Annotated in this window: 16 protein-coding genes, 3 pseudogenes and 1 riboswitch; of the genes and pseudogenes, 16 read left to right on the top strand and 3 right to left on the bottom strand. The window is 60.0% G+C overall.

Annotation, left to right across the window (positions count from 1 at the left end; genetic code table 11):
- Nucleotides 1–382: 382 nt before the first annotated feature.
- On the top strand, nt 383–1,321 hold the full coding sequence (locus tag ACE10Z_RS36460) for a class I SAM-dependent methyltransferase (RefSeq protein WP_375785022.1): 939 nt from the start codon (nt 383–385) through the stop codon (nt 1,319–1,321).
- Here ACE10Z_RS36460 and ACE10Z_RS36455 read toward each other — a convergent pair.
- Nucleotides 1,279–1,688: pseudogene (locus ACE10Z_RS36455) on the bottom strand (IS6 family transposase); the annotation flags it as partial. The gene ACE10Z_RS36460 and the pseudogene ACE10Z_RS36455 sit on opposite strands and share 43 nt — an antisense overlap.
- Before the next feature lie 109 nt (nt 1,689–1,797).
- Nucleotides 1,798–2,012, top strand: a riboswitch (cobalamin riboswitch).
- Between the two features lie 104 nt (nt 2,013–2,116).
- On the opposite strand from ACE10Z_RS36455, the gene ACE10Z_RS36450 reads away from it, so the two are divergent.
- Nucleotides 2,117–4,054, top strand: a complete 1,938-nt coding sequence (locus tag ACE10Z_RS36450; RefSeq protein ID WP_375785021.1) for a ribonucleoside-diphosphate reductase subunit alpha — start codon at nt 2,117–2,119, stop codon at nt 4,052–4,054.
- Nucleotides 4,045–5,118, top strand: coding sequence for a ribonucleotide-diphosphate reductase subunit beta (locus tag ACE10Z_RS36445; protein WP_375785020.1), 1,074 nt, complete (start codon nt 4,045–4,047; stop codon nt 5,116–5,118). The genes ACE10Z_RS36450 and ACE10Z_RS36445 overlap by 10 nt, the downstream gene beginning before the upstream one ends.
- A 1,782-nt stretch (nt 5,119–6,900) precedes the next feature.
- On the opposite strand, the gene ACE10Z_RS36440 is transcribed toward ACE10Z_RS36445, so the two are convergent.
- On the bottom strand, nt 6,901–7,584 hold the full coding sequence (locus ACE10Z_RS36440; protein ID WP_375790010.1) for a nodulation protein NolW: 684 nt from the start codon (nt 7,582–7,584) through the stop codon (nt 6,901–6,903).
- A gap of 90 nt (nt 7,585–7,674) precedes the next feature.
- Here ACE10Z_RS36440 and ACE10Z_RS36435 point away from each other — a divergent pair, with 90 nt between their 5' ends.
- The 13 genes and pseudogenes from ACE10Z_RS36435 to ACE10Z_RS36375 form a co-directional block, all read left to right on the top strand.
- Nucleotides 7,675–8,298, top strand: a complete 624-nt coding sequence (locus ACE10Z_RS36435; protein WP_375785019.1) for a nodulation protein NolB — start codon at nt 7,675–7,677, stop codon at nt 8,296–8,298.
- Nucleotides 8,299–8,307: 9 nt separating this feature from the next.
- On the top strand, nt 8,308–9,168 hold the full coding sequence (gene sctJ / locus ACE10Z_RS36430; protein WP_375785018.1) for a type III secretion system inner membrane ring lipoprotein SctJ: 861 nt from the start codon (nt 8,308–8,310) through the stop codon (nt 9,166–9,168).
- A 19-nt stretch (nt 9,169–9,187) separates the two neighbouring features.
- Nucleotides 9,188–9,808, top strand: a complete 621-nt coding sequence (locus ACE10Z_RS36425; protein WP_375785017.1) for a nodulation protein NolU — start codon at nt 9,188–9,190, stop codon at nt 9,806–9,808.
- Nucleotides 9,805–10,428 carry a type III secretion system stator protein SctL gene (sctL, locus tag ACE10Z_RS36420; RefSeq protein ID WP_375785016.1) on the top strand — a complete coding sequence of 208 codons (624 nt, stop codon included), beginning with the start codon at nt 9,805–9,807 and terminating at the stop codon, nt 10,426–10,428. Before ACE10Z_RS36425 ends, sctL begins: the two co-directional genes overlap by 4 nt.
- On the top strand, nt 10,425–11,780 hold the full coding sequence (gene sctN, locus ACE10Z_RS36415; protein ID WP_375785015.1) for a type III secretion system ATPase SctN: 1,356 nt from the start codon (nt 10,425–10,427) through the stop codon (nt 11,778–11,780). Before sctL ends, sctN begins: the two co-directional genes overlap by 4 nt.
- Nucleotides 11,756–12,292, top strand: a complete 537-nt coding sequence (locus tag ACE10Z_RS36410; RefSeq protein ID WP_375785014.1) for a hypothetical protein — start codon at nt 11,756–11,758, stop codon at nt 12,290–12,292. The genes sctN and ACE10Z_RS36410 overlap by 25 nt, the downstream gene beginning before the upstream one ends.
- Nucleotides 12,292–13,407: a type III secretion system cytoplasmic ring protein SctQ gene (gene sctQ / locus ACE10Z_RS36405; protein WP_375785013.1), complete on the top strand. Its 1,116-nt coding sequence runs from the start codon at nt 12,292–12,294 to the stop codon at nt 13,405–13,407. Before ACE10Z_RS36410 ends, sctQ begins: the two co-directional genes overlap by 1 nt.
- Nucleotides 13,400–14,065, top strand: coding sequence for a type III secretion system export apparatus subunit SctR (gene sctR, locus ACE10Z_RS36400; RefSeq protein WP_375785012.1), 666 nt, complete (start codon nt 13,400–13,402; stop codon nt 14,063–14,065). The genes sctQ and sctR overlap by 8 nt, the downstream gene beginning before the upstream one ends.
- A 2-nt stretch (nt 14,066–14,067) precedes the next feature.
- A complete protein-coding gene (locus ACE10Z_RS36395; RefSeq protein ID WP_375785011.1) occupies nt 14,068–14,343 on the top strand; it encodes an EscS/YscS/HrcS family type III secretion system export apparatus protein in 276 nt (91 codons plus the stop codon).
- 10 nt (nt 14,344–14,353) lie between these two features.
- On the top strand, nt 14,354–15,175 hold the full coding sequence (sctT, locus tag ACE10Z_RS36390; RefSeq protein WP_375785010.1) for a type III secretion system export apparatus subunit SctT: 822 nt from the start codon (nt 14,354–14,356) through the stop codon (nt 15,173–15,175).
- Entirely contained in the window at nt 15,172–16,209 is a 1,038-nt protein-coding gene (locus ACE10Z_RS36385) for an EscU/YscU/HrcU family type III secretion system export apparatus switch protein (RefSeq protein ID WP_375785009.1), read from the top strand. The genes sctT and ACE10Z_RS36385 overlap by 4 nt, the downstream gene beginning before the upstream one ends.
- Nucleotides 16,210–16,403: 194 nt before the next feature.
- Nucleotides 16,404–17,207 carry an effector protein NopP gene (locus tag ACE10Z_RS36380; RefSeq protein WP_375785008.1) on the top strand — a complete coding sequence of 268 codons (804 nt, stop codon included), beginning with the start codon at nt 16,404–16,406 and terminating at the stop codon, nt 17,205–17,207.
- Nucleotides 17,208–17,865: 658 nt separating this feature from the next.
- Nucleotides 17,866–18,099, top strand: a pseudogene (locus ACE10Z_RS36375) (phage integrase N-terminal SAM-like domain-containing protein); the annotation flags it as partial.
- A gap of 2 nt (nt 18,100–18,101) precedes the next feature.
- Here ACE10Z_RS36375 and ACE10Z_RS36370 read toward each other — a convergent pair.
- A pseudogene (locus ACE10Z_RS36370) lies at nt 18,102–18,266 on the bottom strand (tyrosine-type recombinase/integrase); the annotation flags it as partial.
- Between the last annotated feature and the right edge of the window lie 3 nt (nt 18,267–18,269).

The raw sequence follows: 18,269 nt of genomic DNA, 5'->3' as shown, positions 1-18,269 counted from the left end.
TTCCTTTACGCGGGGGGCACTGGTTCGCGCCTGGCGCGAAGGAACCGTTTGACCCGCGCGCGCATGTTGGATGGCTGCGCAAGCATGTCGGGTTCAAGTACGGGAGCGACAAAAGCCGTGCGCGCTCTTGTGGTCATTGCAATGGCTGCCATCGACATTGAAGAAGCCCTCAACGTCACAACTCAAATGCCGAAGACGCTTTTGGAGCAACCCCATCTTCCGTGCTCTGCAATAAGAGGTGGGCCCTCTGCTTCACGAGGCGAGCGAGACTGAAAAAGCGCGCGATGGGGTTTATGTGTCGGCCTATCTCTGCGATAAGCCATCGAGTACTTGAAGGCAACAGCCGTCGAGTGGCTTGCAAAACGAAACGGGAGACATTGAGTTGCGAACAGAATTTTCGCGTATCAATCAGTCTAAAGCTATCTTCGATGATATTTATGCTTTGGATGATCCGAGGGCATATTTCTCTGTCTTGGGAGCCTTGGATTATATGATCCCGGACGTGGCCGAGCCGGTTGTGCGCCAGATTCTGGCAGCGAAAGCTTCGGCAACTGGTCTTAAGCCGGTCGTGCTTGATGTTGGCTGCTCATATGGCATCAATGCAGCGGTGCATCGGTTTCCGCTCACCTTCGGGGGCTTGCGCCATCGCTACGCCCGGCGCGAGATGAGGGCGATTAGTTCTGAGACCCTGGTGCGTCTCGATCGCAATTTCTATTCAGCTTGGCCTGATGTCGGTTTGGCGCGATTTATCGGCCTCGATGTATCGGCCCCGGCGATCAGCTATGCAACACGTGTTGGTCTTCTTGAGCAGGGCATTGTCGCTGATCTTGAAAAGGAGACGCTATCGACGATCGACGCGCGTATTATTCGCTCCACTGATGTTATCATGTCGACGGGGTGCATCGGCTACATTACCGAGAAGACGTTCAGCAAAATTCTCGATGCGACAGAGAAGCGTCCATGGATCATCTCTTTCGTGCTACGAATGTTCCCATTTGATTCGTTGGCCGCGACGTTCGCGAAGCGTGGCTTTTTGACAGAACGTCTTACTGGCGCGACGTTTATCCAGCGTCGCTTTCGCGATGCTGAAGAGTTTGAACGTTGTTTGGCCAGCTTGGCGGTCCTTGGCGTCGATGCTACCGGCCTCGAATCAGAAGGGCTGTTTCACGCCGATCTGATCTTGTCCCGCCCCGAGGCGGATGCGCGGGCCACGCCTCTGGAAGACATTGTCACCGTCGCCTGCGGCAGGGGGCGGCCGATCGGGCCTCGTTACGTTCATGTTGAAAGCAACGAAGGCTTGCAGGTCGCGCTGGAGCCGTAACAGGTTAGGCACCGCTGCGCAGCGCGCGAGTTTCTCCGGCGCTGGATCAAGACGTCGAGAACGAAGCCATTCTGGTCGACAGCGCTCCAGAGCCAATGTTGTTCGCCCGCGATGGATAACGACTTCGGCCAGATGCCATTTGTCGCGGCGAGCGGGAGGCGTTGGCGGATCCGATCGGAGAACGCCTGGCCGAGTTTCCTTCCCCACTGACGCGCGGTTTCACAGATCGCATCAATGCCACGCTCGGCCAGCATTTCCTCGACCATGCGCAAGCTTCAGGGAAACCGGAAATACAGCCAACGGCGTCGCTGATCACCTCCGGCGGGAAGCGATCGCGGCGATAAAGAGGGGCCCGGGCGGTCGGCATGCCGGTCGTCTACCCCTCAGCCGCTCCAATTCGTTAACTTGACGGTGCCCTTTTGCCTTAATCTTGATCTCTCCAGCACATGCCTTGACGAATCTCGGGAAGCAACGCCTATATGTAGGCCTGCCACGGTCTTCCATCGCCACATCTCGTAGGATGGAAGCTAAGAGGGAACCCGGTGCGCCGGCAACGGCTAATCCGGGGCTGCCCCCGCAACTGTAAGCGGCGAGCGGTTGTCATGATGGTCACTGGCGCGATAGCGCCGGGAAGGCCGACAGCCGCAGTGACCCGCGAGCCAGGAGACCTGCCGCGACAGAACAGAACGTCCTCGGGCGGGGTGCCCCGTGGGGTCGCTTGCAGACAGGGACATTTACCCGGTCTCCTCGCAAGTCGTCCGCGCGGCCTCAGCTCCAAACATCGCGGGGTTGCCGATGTCGCCGTCTTACGATTTCGATCAGCATGGTCATCTGGTTCAGTCGCCGAGTTTGCGGCCGCGGCCAGCACAGGCAAAGCCTACCGCGCCTGACCTGGGTGTTGTGCCGCCGCCGTCGCCGGCCCCGCTGCCGTGGCCCCTCGCGCCATCACCAAAGCCGTCCGATCTCACGCTCGATCGGTCACGCGACGATCTGCTGACGTCGTTCGGCAAGCTGACGCTGACCGACCGTTATCTGCTCGCCGGCGAAAGCTTCCAGGACATGTTCGCGCGGGTGTCTTGCGCCTTCGCGGACGATGTTGCGCATGCCCAACGTCTCTACGACGCGATGTCTCGGCTATGGTTCATGCCGGCCACACCGGTGCTCTCCAACGGCGGCGCCACGCGCGGCCTGCCGATCTCGTGCTTCCTTAACTCGGTGTCGGACTCGCTCGAAGGCATCGTAGGCACCTGGAACGAGAACGTCTGGCTTGCCGCCAACGGCGGCGGCATCGGCACCTACTGGGGCAATGTTCGCTCGATCGGCGAGAAAGTGAAGGGCGGCGTCACCTCAGGCATCATCCCGTTCATCCACGTCATGGACGGCCTGACGCTGGCGATCAGCCAGGGCTCGTTGCGGCGCGGTTCGGCGGCGGCCTATCTCGATATCCACCATCCCGAGATCGAGGAGTTCCTCGAGATCCGCAAGGCGTCCGGCGACTTCAACCGCAAGAGCCTCAACTTGCATCACGGCATCAACGTCACCGACGAGTTCATGCGTGCCGTGGGCGCCGGTACCGCGTTCGCTCTCCGCAGCCCGAAGACTAACGAGGTCGTCCGCGAGATCGACGCCCGCCAGTTGTGGCAACGCATCCTGGAGAACCGGCTGCAGACCGGCGAGCCTTACCTCTTGTTCATCGACACCGTGAACCGCGCGCTCCCCAAGCACCAGCGCGAGCTCGGCCTCAAGGTCTCGACCTCCAACCTGTGCAGCGAGATTACGCTTCCGACCGGCATCGACCACCGCGGCGAGGAGCGCACCGCGGTGTGCTGCCTGTCGTCGCTCAACCTCGAGACCTGGGACCAGTGGAATGAGGAGCCCGGCTTCATCGAGGACGTCATGCGCTTCCTCGACAACGTGCTCACCCACTTCATCACGGTGGCGCCGGACGGCATGAAGCGTGCCCGCTACGCCGCCCTGCGCGAGCGCTCCGTCGGACTTGGCGTCATGGGCTTCCACTCGTTCCTCCAGGCCAAGGGCATTCCGATGGAGAGTGTCTTGGCCAAGTCGTTCAATCTGAAGATGTTCCGAAAAATCCGTCGCGATGCCGACGCGGCATCCGTGGCGCTCGCTCGCGAGCGTGGCCCTTGCCCGGATGCCCTGGAACGCGGCGTGCTGGCGCGCTTCAGCCAGAAGATCGCGATCGCGCCGACCGCCTCGATCAGCATCATCTGCGGCGGCACCAGCGCCTGCATCGAGCCGATCCCGGCTAACATCTACACCCACAAGACGTTGTCGGGCGCCATCTCGGTGCGCAATCCTCATCTCGCCAAGGTGCTGACCGCCAAGGGCGCCGACACCTCGGCGACCTGGCAGTCGATCATCGCGCACGAGGGTTCTGTCTCCCATCTCGACATCCTGTCGGAACACGAGAAAGCGATCTTTCGTACCGCCTTTGAGGTCGACCAGCGCTGGATCGTCGAGCTTGCCGGCGACCGCGCCGCGTTCATCTGCCAGAGCCAGTCAATCAACCTCTATCTGCCGGCCGATGTCGATAAGTGGGACCTCCACATGCTGCACTGGACGGCGTGGAAGCGTGGGGTGAAGAGCCTTTATTACTGCCGTTCAAAATCGATCTCGCGCGCCGCGTTCGCCGGGAAGATCGTCGACGGCCACAAGGCCGCGCCGCGGCAGCCGCCGCGCACCGACTATGAGGAGTGCCTCGCATGTCAGTGATCGATCTCTCTTCCGTCGATCCGCGCATGCTGATCGGCAAGGGGCGCGTCGGCCTCCTTGACTCAACCGGCTGCTATGACGTCGATCGCTACGCCTGGGCCTACGAGTTCTGGAAGCGCCAGCAGCAGACCCACTGGATGGCCGAGGAGGTGCCGCTCGGCAGCGACCTTAAGGACTGGGCGTCGGACCGCGTCACCGCCAACGAGCGCGCACTGCTCACCCAGATCTTCCGTTTTTTCACTCAGTCGGACATCGAGGTCGGTGACAACTATCTCAAGCGCTACATCCCGATTTTCCAGCCGCTCACCGTCCAGATGATGATGGCGGCCTTCACCAACATGGAGACGGTCCACATCGACGCCTATGCGCTGCTGCTCAAGACGCTCGGCATGCCCAAGACCGAGTTCGAGGCATTCCGCGGCTATGCGGAGATGCGCGCCAAGGCGGACTACATGCACGCGTTCGGCGTTGACACCGTGGCCGATGTCGCTCGCACGCTGGCTATGTTCGGCGCCTTCACCGAAGGCATGGCGTTGTTCGCGAGCTTCGCTATGCTGCTCAACTTCCCACGCCACAACAAGATGAATGGCATGGGACAGATCGTAAGCTGGTCGGTGCGCGACGAGAGTCTCCATTGCGAGGGCGTCATCAAGCTGTTTCACGAATGGCACCGCGAAACCGGCGCGCTGACGCGCTCCGTCCGCGACGACATCGTCGACGTCGCCAAGACCATGGTGAAGCTGGAAGAGAACTTCGTCGATCTCGCCTTTGGCCTAGGCAAGATCGAGGGCATGCGCCCGGAGCAAATCCACGCCTACGTCCGCTATGTCGCCGACTGGCGACTGACCCAACTCCGGATTTCCCCGATCTTCGGCTTCTTTAAGGCTAAGGAGGGCGAGTTCATCCAAGTCAAGGCGCATCCGCTGCCGTGGCTCGTCGAGATTCTCAACGGCGTCGAGCACGCCAATTTCTTCGAGCAGCGCGCCACGGAGTATTCCAAGGCGGCGAGTCGCGGCAGCTGGGACGGCGAAGACGGGGTGTGGGCGGCTTTCGGCCGTATGTAGGCAATCGGCAAAGCGTTTTAGCGCGCCCGTGCGTATCGGCGTTCGCGGACGTCCGCTCTGCTATTGCTTCCGGAGGCACAGCGGACCTCAAGTGACATGATCGAAGTCGCTCGAAATTATGATGGGGCGGATGCCTGCCGACGGGAGCGATGTGCCAAAGTGGAGGCTGGTTCCCTCGTACTGAGTTATTTCGGTGCAAGGGACTTCGATACGACGATCTACAATCGTTTCGAGCGCCGGGCCAAGCGCGAACATTGACGGGCGACTTTGAAGCGCGCTGACCTGCTGCGGCAAGGACAGCGCGACTTGGCCCATTCGGACCGATGGACAGGTTTACGTACCCGTTGGCCAAAGGGGCGGCGAAAGCCCGAGTTGAAGTCGCGAGCTCGTTACAGGGGCGGTGCATGTGGCGATCGCACTTGATGATCAAGGTGGTCGATTTGCGCGGCGGTGTCCACGTACAGCAAACCGGACGGCCGGGAGGCGCGTAGCGTGAAGAGGGTCAGCTGTGGATCGCTCGTCTCGAGCCGTAAGCTATCCTATCTCGATCAGGTCTCTGCCTTATCGAGTGGGCCCTTTAAGAAGGAGCTTGGCCGGCGCAATATCCGCCGGCCAGAGCGGCCGTCACCAAGTTCTCCTGCCGTTGGCAAGGTCAATCTATCGCCTTCGGATATGGCCCTGCGCCGGCTGTGGTCGCTAGCGGGTAGGGGGATCTTCCCCCGAGTCTGCCGGTCGATCTTCATCCGGGTCTGCAGGCCAAAGGGTCGGGTCCAGCGACGGAGTGAGACGAATGAAGCCTTCTTCCCTCCATTCGGCCGTGTGAGGCACTCCGAGGAGCGTGAACATTGTTGTCGGGTGGTCCTTACTCGGCTTCACTCCGCTGCGCTCCAGCATGTCGATCTGAGCGCCTGTAGCTGTTTGGCCGGTGAAAACCCAGTAATCCTTGGCGCGACGTCCATCGGACATACGGAACTCGGAAAGTTCTGGCGGTGCAGCTTCGGAAGGCCCAGCTTGAGATGGTCCGGCCTGAAATGGCCGGGCGTGGGAGGGGCCGGCGTGCGATGGCCCGGCATGCGATGGGCCAGCATGCGATGGGCCAGCCTGTGATGGCCCGACGTGCGGCGGCTCAGCATGCAAGGGCCCTGCGTGCGGCACGCCGGCATCCACATTTTGCCATATCTCATCCTGATCGAAACCCGGATATGCCTCGATCGCCTGAGCGATCGTGTGCTGCGAGAGGTGCTGCGCGGAGCTTTCCGGTGCCGGTTCAGCGTGGACCTCAATCGGCGTGTGTGGATCACCCTCCCAACCCAAGTCTGGCCCATAGGGATGCGCTAAATCCAGGTAAGGCGAATAGGGGTGCCCAGCATCCAAGTATCGCGAATAGGGATGGTCTACGTCCAAATATGGCGAATAGGCGTGCCCTGGGGAGGCGGCACGATGCGGGGAAGCACCACCTTGCACGGCGCCGAGCTGCTGCTCAAAGCCGGTTGCGTCCGTGGCCGGTCGCGGTGAGTCCGGCTCTGGGCTCGTATTCGACGGGCCGATCGGATTGAAGTCCATCTTGTTACTCCTTTCAAAAAGATGAAGCGACATCGCGCGATGCGAACGCTCCCGCCTGGTGTACGGAGGCGCACCTCCATTGCGACGCCCGGCGGCACGCCGTCCAGACATCCGCGCGCTCATGCTGGAAGAGTTATCTTTCGAGAAGCTGACGATCAGATGGATTTAAGCCAATGCTGGTCGGATCGACTTCGGCCAGAGCCGTCTCGCATCATTAAGTCACTTCTGGCTTGTTCCAGCTTCGCGCACGATGCCGTCCTGATGCGGCACTTCGGAAGAATAATGATTTTCCGGTCGTCCGTCGCGAATGACCATGCTCGAGGAGCCGCGAAACAACATCAAAACCGACTCCCGCGGCGGCTTTTCGGCAGCGGCGGGATTTCGCCGCGCCTGCGCCTCCGCCACAAGGCCCTTAAGCGTTTGGTCCACCAGCGCGATGAAGCGTGGCGGGCCCGAAGTCAGCACGAGGCCATCTCCCGGGGCCGGCCGCACGATATAGCGCTCATCGGAGATGTTGAACGCATCGAGCGCGGTCTTGAACGCGTTGAAGCTGATCGGGGTCAACACAATGAGCCGGCTTTGCGCCTCATGGGCAGCGGATATGTAAAGCACGAGCCCGTCGTAATACCATTGAAGATTGTACAGGTTAGTCAAACGCTCGAGGAACTCCCGTGGTGGCAGGTCGGGCATTCGCCCGCGAATCCGACCCTTCACTTCGGCACTGACATTGACCTTGATATTGAGATTGTTGCCGAACTCCTGCAGTGCGGCGAAAAGGTCCTGATCCAGAACCGTATAGCTATAAGGGGTCGATGGCAGGGATAGGGATGCGCCAAGCGCCCTCACCATTCCAAGACAAATGAAAACCCCGATACAGAGAACTCTCTTCAAAATGTGCACCATCGTGGATCGGACGAGCATTCCCACAGGTCTTCCGCCTGAGAAGAAAACCGGGATCTTCATTCCAACTTGGAAGCCAAACGTGATCTTTAGATGACGAAATCAGCGGCATCTTTCGTCAGGTTTTCGTCAGCTCGCCAATCTACGATCCTGATCCGTTCATCGGCCAACAACGCCTGGTCTCATCACACGAGAACAATGACTCCTTCTATGATGGTAGGCGCAACGCCGATCTCTCCCAACTCAGTCGACTGTCTTTCCAATGCCTGCTCGCCGGCGGTTCCTGGCGAGCAGGCGCACTTTGAGCAATCCCTTGCGCAAGCGGCTTCCAATCGGGCCGCGGCCTCCTCAGTTGCAGGTGGAGTGGCGGTCGTTCCTCCGTTATCGGAGATTCAGCGCGCGAACGCGCCGGCGAGTCCGCCGGGCGATCGCGTCCTTCAAGCCCTTTCCACCATGTACCGGAGCCATTCCGTTTCTCCGGCTGCCTGCAGCGCGCCATCTGCTCCGAATGGCGCGCAACCTGGACCGGCTGCGCAGCTGCTCTTGCAAGTGGGCGACGTCGGCGCACATGCGGCGGTTAAACCGGCAGGAGCGGAGTTCGATTCAATGATGGTGAACCTGCGGGATGTCTACAGAGACGTCATTCAGGTTTCCCTCGTCTCCAAGAGCACCAGCGCCGTCAGCTCATCGTTGAACAAGCTCTTATCGGCGGGCTGAGTGAGGCTGATGATTGATGTGATGCCGAGGAGTAACAATGGCGGCCGTCAATCGTGGCGGCGGCTTCGCATTTGTCTTGCCCTACCACTTCTTCTTCCGTTGATCGGCTGCAAGGCTGATCTCTACACCAAGATTCAGGAGCGTGAGGCCAATGAGATGCTTGCGCTTCTGCTTGGCAAGGGTGTGGATGCCGTCCGTGTTGTTGCCAAGGACGGAACCAGCACAATCCAGGTCGAGGAAAAGCAGCTCGCGTATTCCATCGACCTGCTGAATGTCGAGGGGCTGCCACGTCAATCTTTCAAGAATCTTGGCGAGGTGTTCAAAGGATCGGGCCTGGTTGCCTCACCGATCGAGGAGCGCGCCCGTTACGTTTATGCGTTAAGTGAAGAATTGTCGCGCACGATTAGCGATATCGATGGCGTCCTTTCAGCGCGTGTCCACGTTGTCCTGCCGAAGAACGATTTGTTGCGGCAAGATGCGACCCCATCCTCGGCATCGGTCTTCATTCGACATAGCACCAGCGCAAAGCTCGCGGCACTGTTACCGCAGATCAAGATGCTCGTCGCCAACAGCATCGAAGGGCTGTCCTACGACAAGGTGGCGGTCGTCTTCGTGCCGGTTGAGCGTGCTCCACTTGAGCAGGCGCGGGCAGCCAGTTCGGCTCAACCAGCTAAGTCAGCTTCAACGCCGTTGTTTGCACTCGGGGTGGGGGGCGCCGGCGTCGCATTCGGCATCGTATCTTACGTCTTGCTGGGCGCACGTATTCGTCAGTTCGGACAATCATCGCGTAAACTGAGCATGTTTGGCGGACGTTCGAACGCGCCGGCTGTCCATGCCGCCGGCAAAAAGATGATTTCCGATGCGACATAGCCAGGACGCTCATGTCGACATGTCATCCACCAAACCCAACAGTTCGTTTACGCTGCCTTCCGATCGGCTGCGCGAGCTTGCTGCCTCGATCCATCCGAGCCGCTTCGCTGCGCGCCTTGATCCCCTGCTGTCGCCTCCAACATTGCTGCGGCTGCAGCAGAGCTCCAGACTGCAGCCAAGACTGGCCGAGCTGCTGCTTGGCAACGACGTGGATGTGAGCGGAGCTGGCTGGAATGATGACCTTCTGCGCTGGCATGATCCGCGTCGGGCTGCCCTGCTCGCGGGCAGTATCTGGCATGCACGTTCGGTCCTGAAGTTGGTTTCAAAGCACGATCTATCGGTCTTGGTCGAAATGATCGGTGCTGAAGCACATGCTTTCGGGATCCGGCATTTATCCAGCGCGGTCGCAACGACGCCGATTGCCGATTCGGAGCAACTGTCGCGACAGATTGAACACGATGGACATGGCTGTCTCGGCGCTTGGCTCGATGAGGCTCCAGCGCTTGAGCGTACCCGCGTGCTTCTACGCTTGCCCGTTGGGACGGCCGCAGACAATCCGGCGGCCGAACACCGTAGTGCCGCAGGCGAACTGCTTTCCTTGGTCATCGCCCATTTGGGGACGGAGGTCGCCACGGGATGACCGCCGATGTCCAAGCATTGCCTGTGGCCCCGCAGATTCGCCCGCTCGGGCCCCTGATTCCGGCGGCCGAGCTCAAGATCTGGCATGATGCCGTACACGCGCGGGCCGCTGCCGAGCGGCATCTGCAACGCGTTCGGAGCTGGGGGCGCAAAGCTTACGAGCGAGAACGGGCGCGTGGCCATGCCGAGGGCGTAAAGACGGGCGCGGAGGAAATGGCGCGGCTGATTGCGCAGGCTGCTTGTGAACTGGCGCAGCGAAAGGCCGTTCTGGAGCAGGAATTGCCGCAATTGATTATTGAGATCGTGAGCGATCTGCTAGGCGCCTTTGATCCGGGCGAGATGCTGGTGCGGGGTGTCCGTCATGCCATCGAGCAAAAGTATAAGAACACGGAAGTTTGCCTTCACGTATCCCCCCTGAAAGCCGATCTGCTGGCCAGTCAGTTCGCAGCCTACGATGGACGGGACGGTCGGCCCAAGGTCAGAATTGAGCCGGACCCTGCGCTGACGGCGGACCGGTGCGTTTTGTGGAGCGAGTTTGGCAATGTCGACCTCGGACTTGCCGCGCAGCTCCGCGCGCTTCGTCTCGGCCTCGGGTTGACTTCTCAGGAAGGTGAGCCGTGACCACGCAACGACCAATTCATGATGCTGCGGCAGGGGAAGGGGCTGTCCACGCTGCACTCTCATCCTTTAGATCTTCCGCAAAGCAGATCGACACGCGCGCCGTCCGCGGTCGGATCACGCGGGCGATCGGCACGCTGCTCCATGCCGTCTTGCCGGAGGCCCGTATCGGGGAACTGTGCCTCTTGCAAGATCCCCGCAGCGGATGGTCGCTCGAGGCCGAAGTGATCGGTCTATTGCCGGACGGGGTGTTGCTCACGCCGATCGGTGACATGGTCGGCTTGTCCAACCGTGCGGAAGTGGTCACGACCGGGCGAATGCAGGAAGTGCCAGTCGGCCCCGATTTGCTCGGTCGCGTGATCGACAGTTTCGGCCGTCCACTCGATGGTAGAGGCCCAATAAAATCTGGTGAAGCGCGCCCGCTGCGCGGCAAGGCTCCCAACCCCATGAAACGACGCGGCATCGAACTGCCTTTTCCGCTCGGCGTTCGTGTCCTGGATGGGCTTTTGACATGTGGGGAAGGCCAGCGGATCGGAATCTATGGTGACGCTGGTTGTGGCAAGTCGACGCTGATGTCGCAGATCGTCAAAGGTGCGGCCGCCGATGTCACTATCGTCGCGCTGATCGGCGAACGCGGCCGAGAGGTGCGTGAATTCATCGAACGTCATCTTGGCGCGGCGCTGCGGCGTTCGGTCGTCGTCGTTGAGACCTCCGACCGTTCGGCCATGGAGCGGGCGCAATGCGCCCATATGGCGACGGCGCTGGCCGAATATTTTCGTGATCAAGGACTGCGCGTCGTTCTGATGATGGATTCATTGACGCGCTTTAGTCGCGCCATGCGTGAAATCGGCCTTGCCGCAGGAGAGCCTCCGACCCGGCGCGGCTTTCCGCCTTCCGTCTTTGCACTGTTGCCGGGCCTGTTGGAGCGTGCTGGCATGGGCGAGCATGGCTCAATCACGGCATTCTATACCGTGCTTGTCGAAGGCGACGGCACGGGCGATCCAATCGCGGAAGAATCACGCGGCATTCTTGACGGCCACATCATTCTCTCACGCGCGCTCGCCTCACGAGAGCATTTTCCGGCTATCGATGTGCTGTCGAGCCGAAGCCGCGTCATGGATGCAATCGTGTCTGTGCCGCATCGCAAGGCGGCATCCTTCTTCCGTGATCTGCTCTCGCGCTACGCTGAGGCCGAGTTTTTGATCAAGGTCGGCGAATATAAGCAAGGCTCTGATTCGTTGACGGACCGGGCGATCGCCTCGATCGAGGAGTTGCGGGCATTTTTGCGCCAGGGGCAGGGCGAGGCATGCAGTTTTGAGGAGACGGTCGCATGGATGTCACGTCTGACCGCCTGAATCCCGTTCATGCGTCGAAACTGCGGCTTGTCAAGGACATGAGGGAGCGGAGCGCCCTTCGTGAACTGTCCAACATGGAAACCAAGCGCCGCATCGCGGTTCAAGCCGTCGAACAAGCTTCCGAGCATTGTACAAATGCCGAAAGATACCGCGCAAGCGTCGAAGCCGAGCTTTATCGGGAAATGTTATCGGCCGATGCAATATCGGTCACCGAACTCGAGCGCCGCTGCCATCTCATCATTGGGCGACTCACAGAGGAGATCGCAGCGGCGCAGCGAACGCTCGATGAGGCACGTTCAGCTCAAGATCATGCCGAGGCTGCGGTTCTTGAGGCGCGGACCCTCTGGGCCAAACGTTCGGCGGCGAGCCACAAATGGCGAGAGATCGAGCGCGACGTTCAGCGCATCACCAACGCTCATTGTGAAACCGCCGCCGAAATCGAAGCCGATGATGAGGTCTTGCTTCGGTACCGGAGAGGCTTGGGCGCGCAAGTGGGAGGCCAGTCAAACTGATGGCCGTTTCTCCTACGCCAGCGCGAGGGTGCGGTGACGTGACAGCGACGCCTGCGACACAGTTGCCGGGTGGACCCGCGCCATTCAGGCCGGCGCTGACCCTCTCTCAGGCTGCAGTCTCATGGCTCAATGCGATCGCAGCTTTCCGCGTCCCACTGCAAAACCGTCTCGGCGATAGAGCGCTATCGCTGCGTATGAATCGGCTGGTCTGGCAGGCGGAGCCGGTTGCGACATCGATGCTCGACTGCGTCTTTGACGCCGGCGGCGAAACGGTCGTCTTGTCCTTGCCCGGTCCGCTGGCAGAAACGCTGATTGCGACCGTGCAGAATGGTTTGACCTTACCTTCCGAGCCAACTCGTTCGCTGATCCTCGAACTCGCGCTTGAACCGTTGCTCGCTCCACTGGAGAGGCTGACCCAACGGCATTTGCAACTTATCCGCACCGATGAAGCGGCGAGCTCAGGTCCATATCTTGAATTCGACGTCGCCTATGGCCCGCTCACCTGCAAGGTTCGCCTGCTTCTATTCTCGTCTTTTGACGGTCCGGTTCCGGCGGCGTTCCGCGCCCTTGGCGAGCTGCTTGGCCGATTGCCGCGACAGGCGCCCAAGCTTCGTCCTGAACTCCCTGTCATCGTTGCAGGCCAGCTTGGATCGCTGCGCATCACAATAGGCCTTGTTCGTCGAGCCCAGCAAGGCGACGCGCTGCTGCCGGACGCAATACCCTTTGCTCGCGGCCAGATCATCCTCACTGCGGACCGATTGTGGGCCCCTGCAGAGATTGCCGGCGACAGGCTGGTCCTGCGCGGGCCATTCCGTTTGCAATCCCACCCCCTGAAAAGTGGACATATGACGACACAGTCCGAAGCGCAGCAGCTCCCCTCTGAGGCCGATATCGACAGTCTCGAGATCACGCTTGTATTCGAATGCGGCCGCTGGCCGATGCCGCTGGGAACCTTGCGAAGCATCAACGAAGGCCATGTGTTCGAACTTGGCCGGCCGCTCGACCGTCCGGTGGAGATCCTTGCCAACGGCCAACGTATCGGCCGGGGTGACATCGTGCGGATTGGCGAGGAACTGGCCGTCAGGTTACGCGGCAGGTTAGCGGTCAATGACTGAGGTTCAACCCAGCATCCTCGCGCTCCTGGCCGTGACGGTCGGCCTCGGCCTGCTGGCATTCGCCGTCGTCACAACCACCGCCTTCATAAAGGTCTCCGTTGTTCTGTTCCTGGTGCGCAACGCACTCGGGACCCAATCGATACCGCCGAACATCGTCCTGTATGGCGCGGCATTGATCCTGACCGTCTTCGTCAGCGCTCCGGTCTTTGAGCAGACCTACAACCGCCTGACCGATCCTCAACTTCGCTACCAAACCTTCGATGACTGGTTGACCGCCGCCAAGGAGGGGCAGGAGCCGCTGCGCGCCCATCTGAAGAAGTTCACCAATGAAGAGCAGCGCCGGTTTTTCCTGTCCTCGACCGAACATGTCTGGTCGGAGGAGATGCGCGGCAGCGCCACGGCTGATGATTTTGTGATTCTTGTGCCGTCTTTCCTGATCTCGGAACTCAAGCGTGGCTTCGAAATCGGCTTTCTTCTCTATCTTCCCTTTATCACCATCGACCTGATCGTAACGACGATTTTGATGGCCATGGGCATGTCGATGGTGTCCCCGACGGTGATATCCGTCCCCTTCAAGCTCTTTCTGTTCGTCACCATCGACGGCTGGTCACGTCTCATGCACGGGCTAGTATTGAGCTACACCACGCCGGGAGGTTGACAATGAACGAAGCCAGCATCCTCACGCACCTGAGCCAATCGCTCGTCCTTTTCATGATCTGGGTTCTGCCACCGCTCGTCGCAGCTCTGGTCTCCGGATTGATCATCGGCCTCATCCAGGCGGCAACGCAGTTGCAGGATCAAACCCTGCCCCTGACGGTAAAGCTGCTGGTCGTCGTCGCCGTGCTCGCTGGGTTTTCTCCGGTGCTTAGTGCCCCGCTCATCGAACAGGCCGAGCGCATCTTCAGCGAGTTTCCCGCGCTCACGGCGAGATACTAGCAGAGCTTAGATGGCCGGCCTGTCCCCCGCAGATGCGCAAGCTCTCGTCAAGAGCGCGATCGAACTCGTCGCCGCAACCGGTCTGAGTGCGGCCCGCGCCTTAGGCATCATGCTGGTGCTTCCCGTCTTTACCCGGCCGCGTATCAGCGGCCTGATCCGGGGAAGCCTGACGATTGTGATCGGCCTGCCGTGTCTGGCGCAGGTCAAGCTCGGCCTGCAGGCGCTGGATCCGAACACGCGTCTAGTCAGCGTCACCATGCTCGGTCTGAAGGAGGTGTTCGTCGGTCTTCTGCTCGGCATCCTGCTCAGTATCCCCCTATGGAGTATCCAGGCGGTCGGCGACATCATCGACACCCAGCGAGGAATTTCAAGCCAGGTCGCGGCGGAGGATCCTGCGACGCACAGCCAAGCGTCGGGAACCGGGCTTTTTCTTGGCATTACTGCTGTCACGATCTTCGTTCTGGCCGGCGGCCTCCAGACCATGGTGAGAAGCCTTTATGGCAGCTATCTGATCTGGCCCGTGTATCAGTTCCTGCCTGCGGTGACGGCGCAAGGGGCAATGGAATGTCTGACCCTTCTCGATCATATCATGCGGACGACGCTGCTGGTCGCCGGGCCGGTGCTGGCGTTGCTGCTGCTGATCGACGTCTCGGTCATGATGCTCGGCCGCTTTGCATCGCAGCTCAAGCTGAACGATCTCTCCCCGACGATCAAGAATGTCGCCTTCGGGCTCATCATGGTCAGCTACACCGTCTATCTCCTTGAATACGCGGGAACTGAAATCCTCACGTCGAACAACGTGCTCGAGTATCTGAAGAAGCTCTTGAAATGAGCGGTACGAGCGAGGAGAAAAAGCTTCCTCCGACTGCCAAGAAGCTACGCGATGCGCGCAAGAAAGGGCAGAGCGCGCGCAGCTCCGATTTGGTGAGCGGGGTCAGCGCATGCGCCGGTTTCGGCTGTCTGTGGTGGAGAGCGGGGGCGATCGAAGACAAGTGGCAGGAAACGATCCGACTGATCGACAAACTGCAGGAGCAGCCCTTCAATAGCGCCGTTTCGCAGGCGCTCAACGGCTTGCTGGAACTTTCGATTGCATCGGTCGGGCCATTGCTCGCGTGCAGCGTGGCAGCAGCCCTTCTGGCCAATGTTCTGGCCAATGGTGGCTTCATGTTTGCCTTGGAGCCGCTCAAACCGAAGCTTGAGAAACTGGATCCCGTCGAAGGCTTGAAGCGGATCGCATCGAAACGTTCGTTCATCGAGCTTGGCAAGACGCTGGTCAAGGTGGTGCTCCTCGGGGCGTGCTTTTTCCTCACCGTTACCGCGAGCTGGAAAGCGCTGGTGTACTTGCCGGTCTGCGGCATGGGCTGTCTCGGATTCGTCTTCACCGAGGTCAAACTGCTGACCGGGATTGCCGCTGGGGCCTTTCTGGTCGGCGGATTGGCTGACCTTCTGATCCAGCGCTGGTTGTTTATGCAGGACATGCGCATGACGGAAACCGAGGCCAAGCGCGAGAACAAGGAACAGCAAGGTAGTCCGCAGGTGAAGCGTGAACACCGGCGTCTGCGGCAGGAGTCCGCGAACGAGGCTCCGCTCGGCGTTCATCGCGCCACATTGATACTGAGGGGACCGGCAACCTTGATTGGGCTGCGCTATGTTCGCGGCGAAACCGGCGTGCCGGTCTTGGTCTGCCGTGGCGAAGGCGACGCTGCTTCACGGCTGCTTCATGAGGCGCGCGCGCTCCGCCTCAATATTGTGGATGATGATGTCCTGGCGCGCCAGCTCCTGGGCAAGGCAAGGCTCGGCAACCCGGTTCCTTCGCAGTACTTCGAGTCGGTTGCAAAAACGCTCTATGCCGCCGGGCTGGTCTAGGGTCTGTTTGGATTCAGGATTGAACTTCCCAGCCGGAACGATTCAAACTCAATCCGCTGCAGAAATGCCGGGGCCAAACACCTAGTTTTCCGTTAATTTCTCGGCGTCAGCTTACGGACAGCTAAGCTGCTTATCTGCGGAGTCAGGTCTAACGACCTGAAACACAATGCAACCGCCATAGGAGTGTGGTCGTCATGGACGATCGAGTTAACAATATGTCGCATGTTCCATCCTACGATGAGTATCATTACGCTAACTCCCCGGAGCACAGGAATGCCGACGATTTTGCGGACGCGTTCCGTAGAATGGGATTGCAGGACTCGGGCGCCAGCTCATCCTCGCAGCCGAGTTATCACCTCAACTCAAGACCTCCCGTTATTGAGATCAACCGGGCCGAATTCCGGGAACGGGTGAGGAGCTTTCATGGTGAAGAAATCGATCGTATCGCCAAAAATCCGCAGGAATACTCAGAATTTGTATCCGAAAGAGCTAGTCGCACCGCGGATACCGCCAGAAGTTTCGCGATCCGAAGGGATTCCGATGCCGCGCGATATTACAGCTACCAACTAGGAAATACGAGCGTCGGCCTCCAAAGAACGGAAGCCGGATTTCCTATGGCGACTGAGTTCACCAGCCAGCGGTGGCGAGAACTGTTTCCCGGACGGACTGATGTCACATCAATCGTGGATTTTCAGGTTGCACATCCGCTCGTCGGTAACGCCGGCGATATTCTGCTCGAGCACCAACTACGGCGAGACGGCGAACGGCCGCTAGTGAACTGGCGTCCTGCCAATGACGAAGCGAGAGCCCGTGCAGAACAACTGGGCTTCGTTCATGTGGATCCCGATGATATGGTACTTGATCCCACCCAGTCCAAACAGTGGAGATATAGGGATGGTGAATGGCAGCGCGCAACCAATTCTTCGATGTATCTCTCCAAAGCGTCGAGCGATGATGAACCTTCATCAGAGTCCGACTCGGATGGAGACTTCATGTGACGTGAGATCTCTACCAATCCATTTGAGGTGGAGCAGGAGCGCAGACCAACCGACACCTGCGGCTTACGATCGAGCCTTGGACGGAACGAAGCCCAAGCCAATTCGGCTCAAGCCGTGAGGTGCACTGTACTGGCGGCGGTTTACGAGAGCTGGTGCCTATAATAGCACAAAAGAAAACCCCGGCTTCCAGCCGGAGTTTTCGACTCCCGCCCGGGCGGGAGGAGCGGATTGCCTATGGCAGGCGCCAGCGTCATTGTGTCCTCGCCATCAGAATGGCTCGGGATCTTTCCGGGTTGCCTGGGTGAGGAGGGCTTCGTTGGCCGTTTTCTTCGTAGGCGGTAATCTCGAGAAGTGTCGGGCCAACTCATCGAGCAACGAGACCATCCACCCGGGCTCGCCGGCATTGGATGCGAAGATCAAAAAATGGAGCAGATGTCAGGACAACTACCTTGCCTTCGTTCAACTCGCGCCAGTCAGGCTATGGCTGCGCCTTAATGAATCCGCGCCCTAACACTACTTTGGCAGATTGTTAGAATTGGGCTTTTTATTAGGATTGAACGAAGCCGCTGCCGCGGCGTAAGGGGCAAGGTGGCGTAGATCGCCTCCTGGCTGAAGGATGTGGGTGTTGGAGCCCACCCCCTCAGACAGGAGTATCGAGATGGCCGATTTGAGCCCTCTTAGCCGCCGCATGATCGAAGACATGACCGTCCGCAATCTGTCGCCGGCGACGCAGCGATCCTACATCAGCGCGGTTTCGAAGTTCAGCCGCTATTTTGGCCGATCACCTGACCGGTTAGAGTTGGAAGACGTCCGCGCCTTCCAGGTGCATCTGGTCTCGACCGGCATATCATGGCCGGCGCTGAACCAGATCGTCTGTGCGCTACGGTTTTTCTAGAGCCGGCTGTTGGCGATGGCGACGCGATGGGTGTAGCGGCCGAGATAGGCCAGCACCACCTGGATGACGCCGCGGGCGCTGTCGATGTCTTCGATCCGCAGTCCCGCAACCTCCGAGGCCCTGAGCCCGGCCGCATAGGCGGTGGTGAGCGCGGCGCGGCTCTTCGA

This window comes from Bradyrhizobium sp. Pha-3 (assembly GCF_042258615.1).
In the GTDB taxonomy this organism is placed as follows: Bacteria; Pseudomonadota; Alphaproteobacteria; order Rhizobiales; family Xanthobacteraceae; genus Bradyrhizobium.
This window is presented reverse-complemented; position numbering and strand designations above follow the sequence as displayed.

Bases quoted from the DNA above. Each gene is read 5' to 3' on its own strand.
- sctL (WP_375785016.1), top strand. From the start codon at position 9,805: ATGACCGCCGATGTCCAAGCATTGCCTGTGGCCCCGCAGATTCGCCCG.
- sctQ (WP_375785013.1), top strand. From the start codon at position 12,292: ATGGCCGTTTCTCCTACGCCAGCGCGAGGGTGCGGTGACGTGACAGCG.
- ACE10Z_RS36385 (WP_375785009.1), top strand. From the start codon at position 15,172: ATGAGCGGTACGAGCGAGGAGAAAAAGCTTCCTCCGACTGCCAAGAAG.
- sctJ (WP_375785018.1), top strand. From the start codon at position 8,308: ATGATTGATGTGATGCCGAGGAGTAACAATGGCGGCCGTCAATCGTGG.
- sctR (WP_375785012.1), top strand. From the start codon at position 13,400: ATGACTGAGGTTCAACCCAGCATCCTCGCGCTCCTGGCCGTGACGGTC.
- ACE10Z_RS36450 (WP_375785021.1), top strand. From the start codon at position 2,117: ATGTCGCCGTCTTACGATTTCGATCAGCATGGTCATCTGGTTCAGTCG.
- ACE10Z_RS36410 (WP_375785014.1), top strand. From the start codon at position 11,756: ATGGATGTCACGTCTGACCGCCTGAATCCCGTTCATGCGTCGAAACTG.
- ACE10Z_RS36440 (WP_375790010.1), bottom strand. From the start codon at position 7,584: ATGGTGCACATTTTGAAGAGAGTTCTCTGTATCGGGGTTTTCATTTGT.
- ACE10Z_RS36425 (WP_375785017.1), top strand. From the start codon at position 9,188: ATGTCATCCACCAAACCCAACAGTTCGTTTACGCTGCCTTCCGATCGG.
- ACE10Z_RS36445 (WP_375785020.1), top strand. From the start codon at position 4,045: ATGTCAGTGATCGATCTCTCTTCCGTCGATCCGCGCATGCTGATCGGC.
- sctT (WP_375785010.1), top strand. From the start codon at position 14,354: ATGGCCGGCCTGTCCCCCGCAGATGCGCAAGCTCTCGTCAAGAGCGCG.
- ACE10Z_RS36380 (WP_375785008.1), top strand. From the start codon at position 16,404: ATGGACGATCGAGTTAACAATATGTCGCATGTTCCATCCTACGATGAG.
- ACE10Z_RS36395 (WP_375785011.1), top strand. From the start codon at position 14,068: ATGAACGAAGCCAGCATCCTCACGCACCTGAGCCAATCGCTCGTCCTT.
- ACE10Z_RS36435 (WP_375785019.1), top strand. From the start codon at position 7,675: ATGACGAAATCAGCGGCATCTTTCGTCAGGTTTTCGTCAGCTCGCCAA.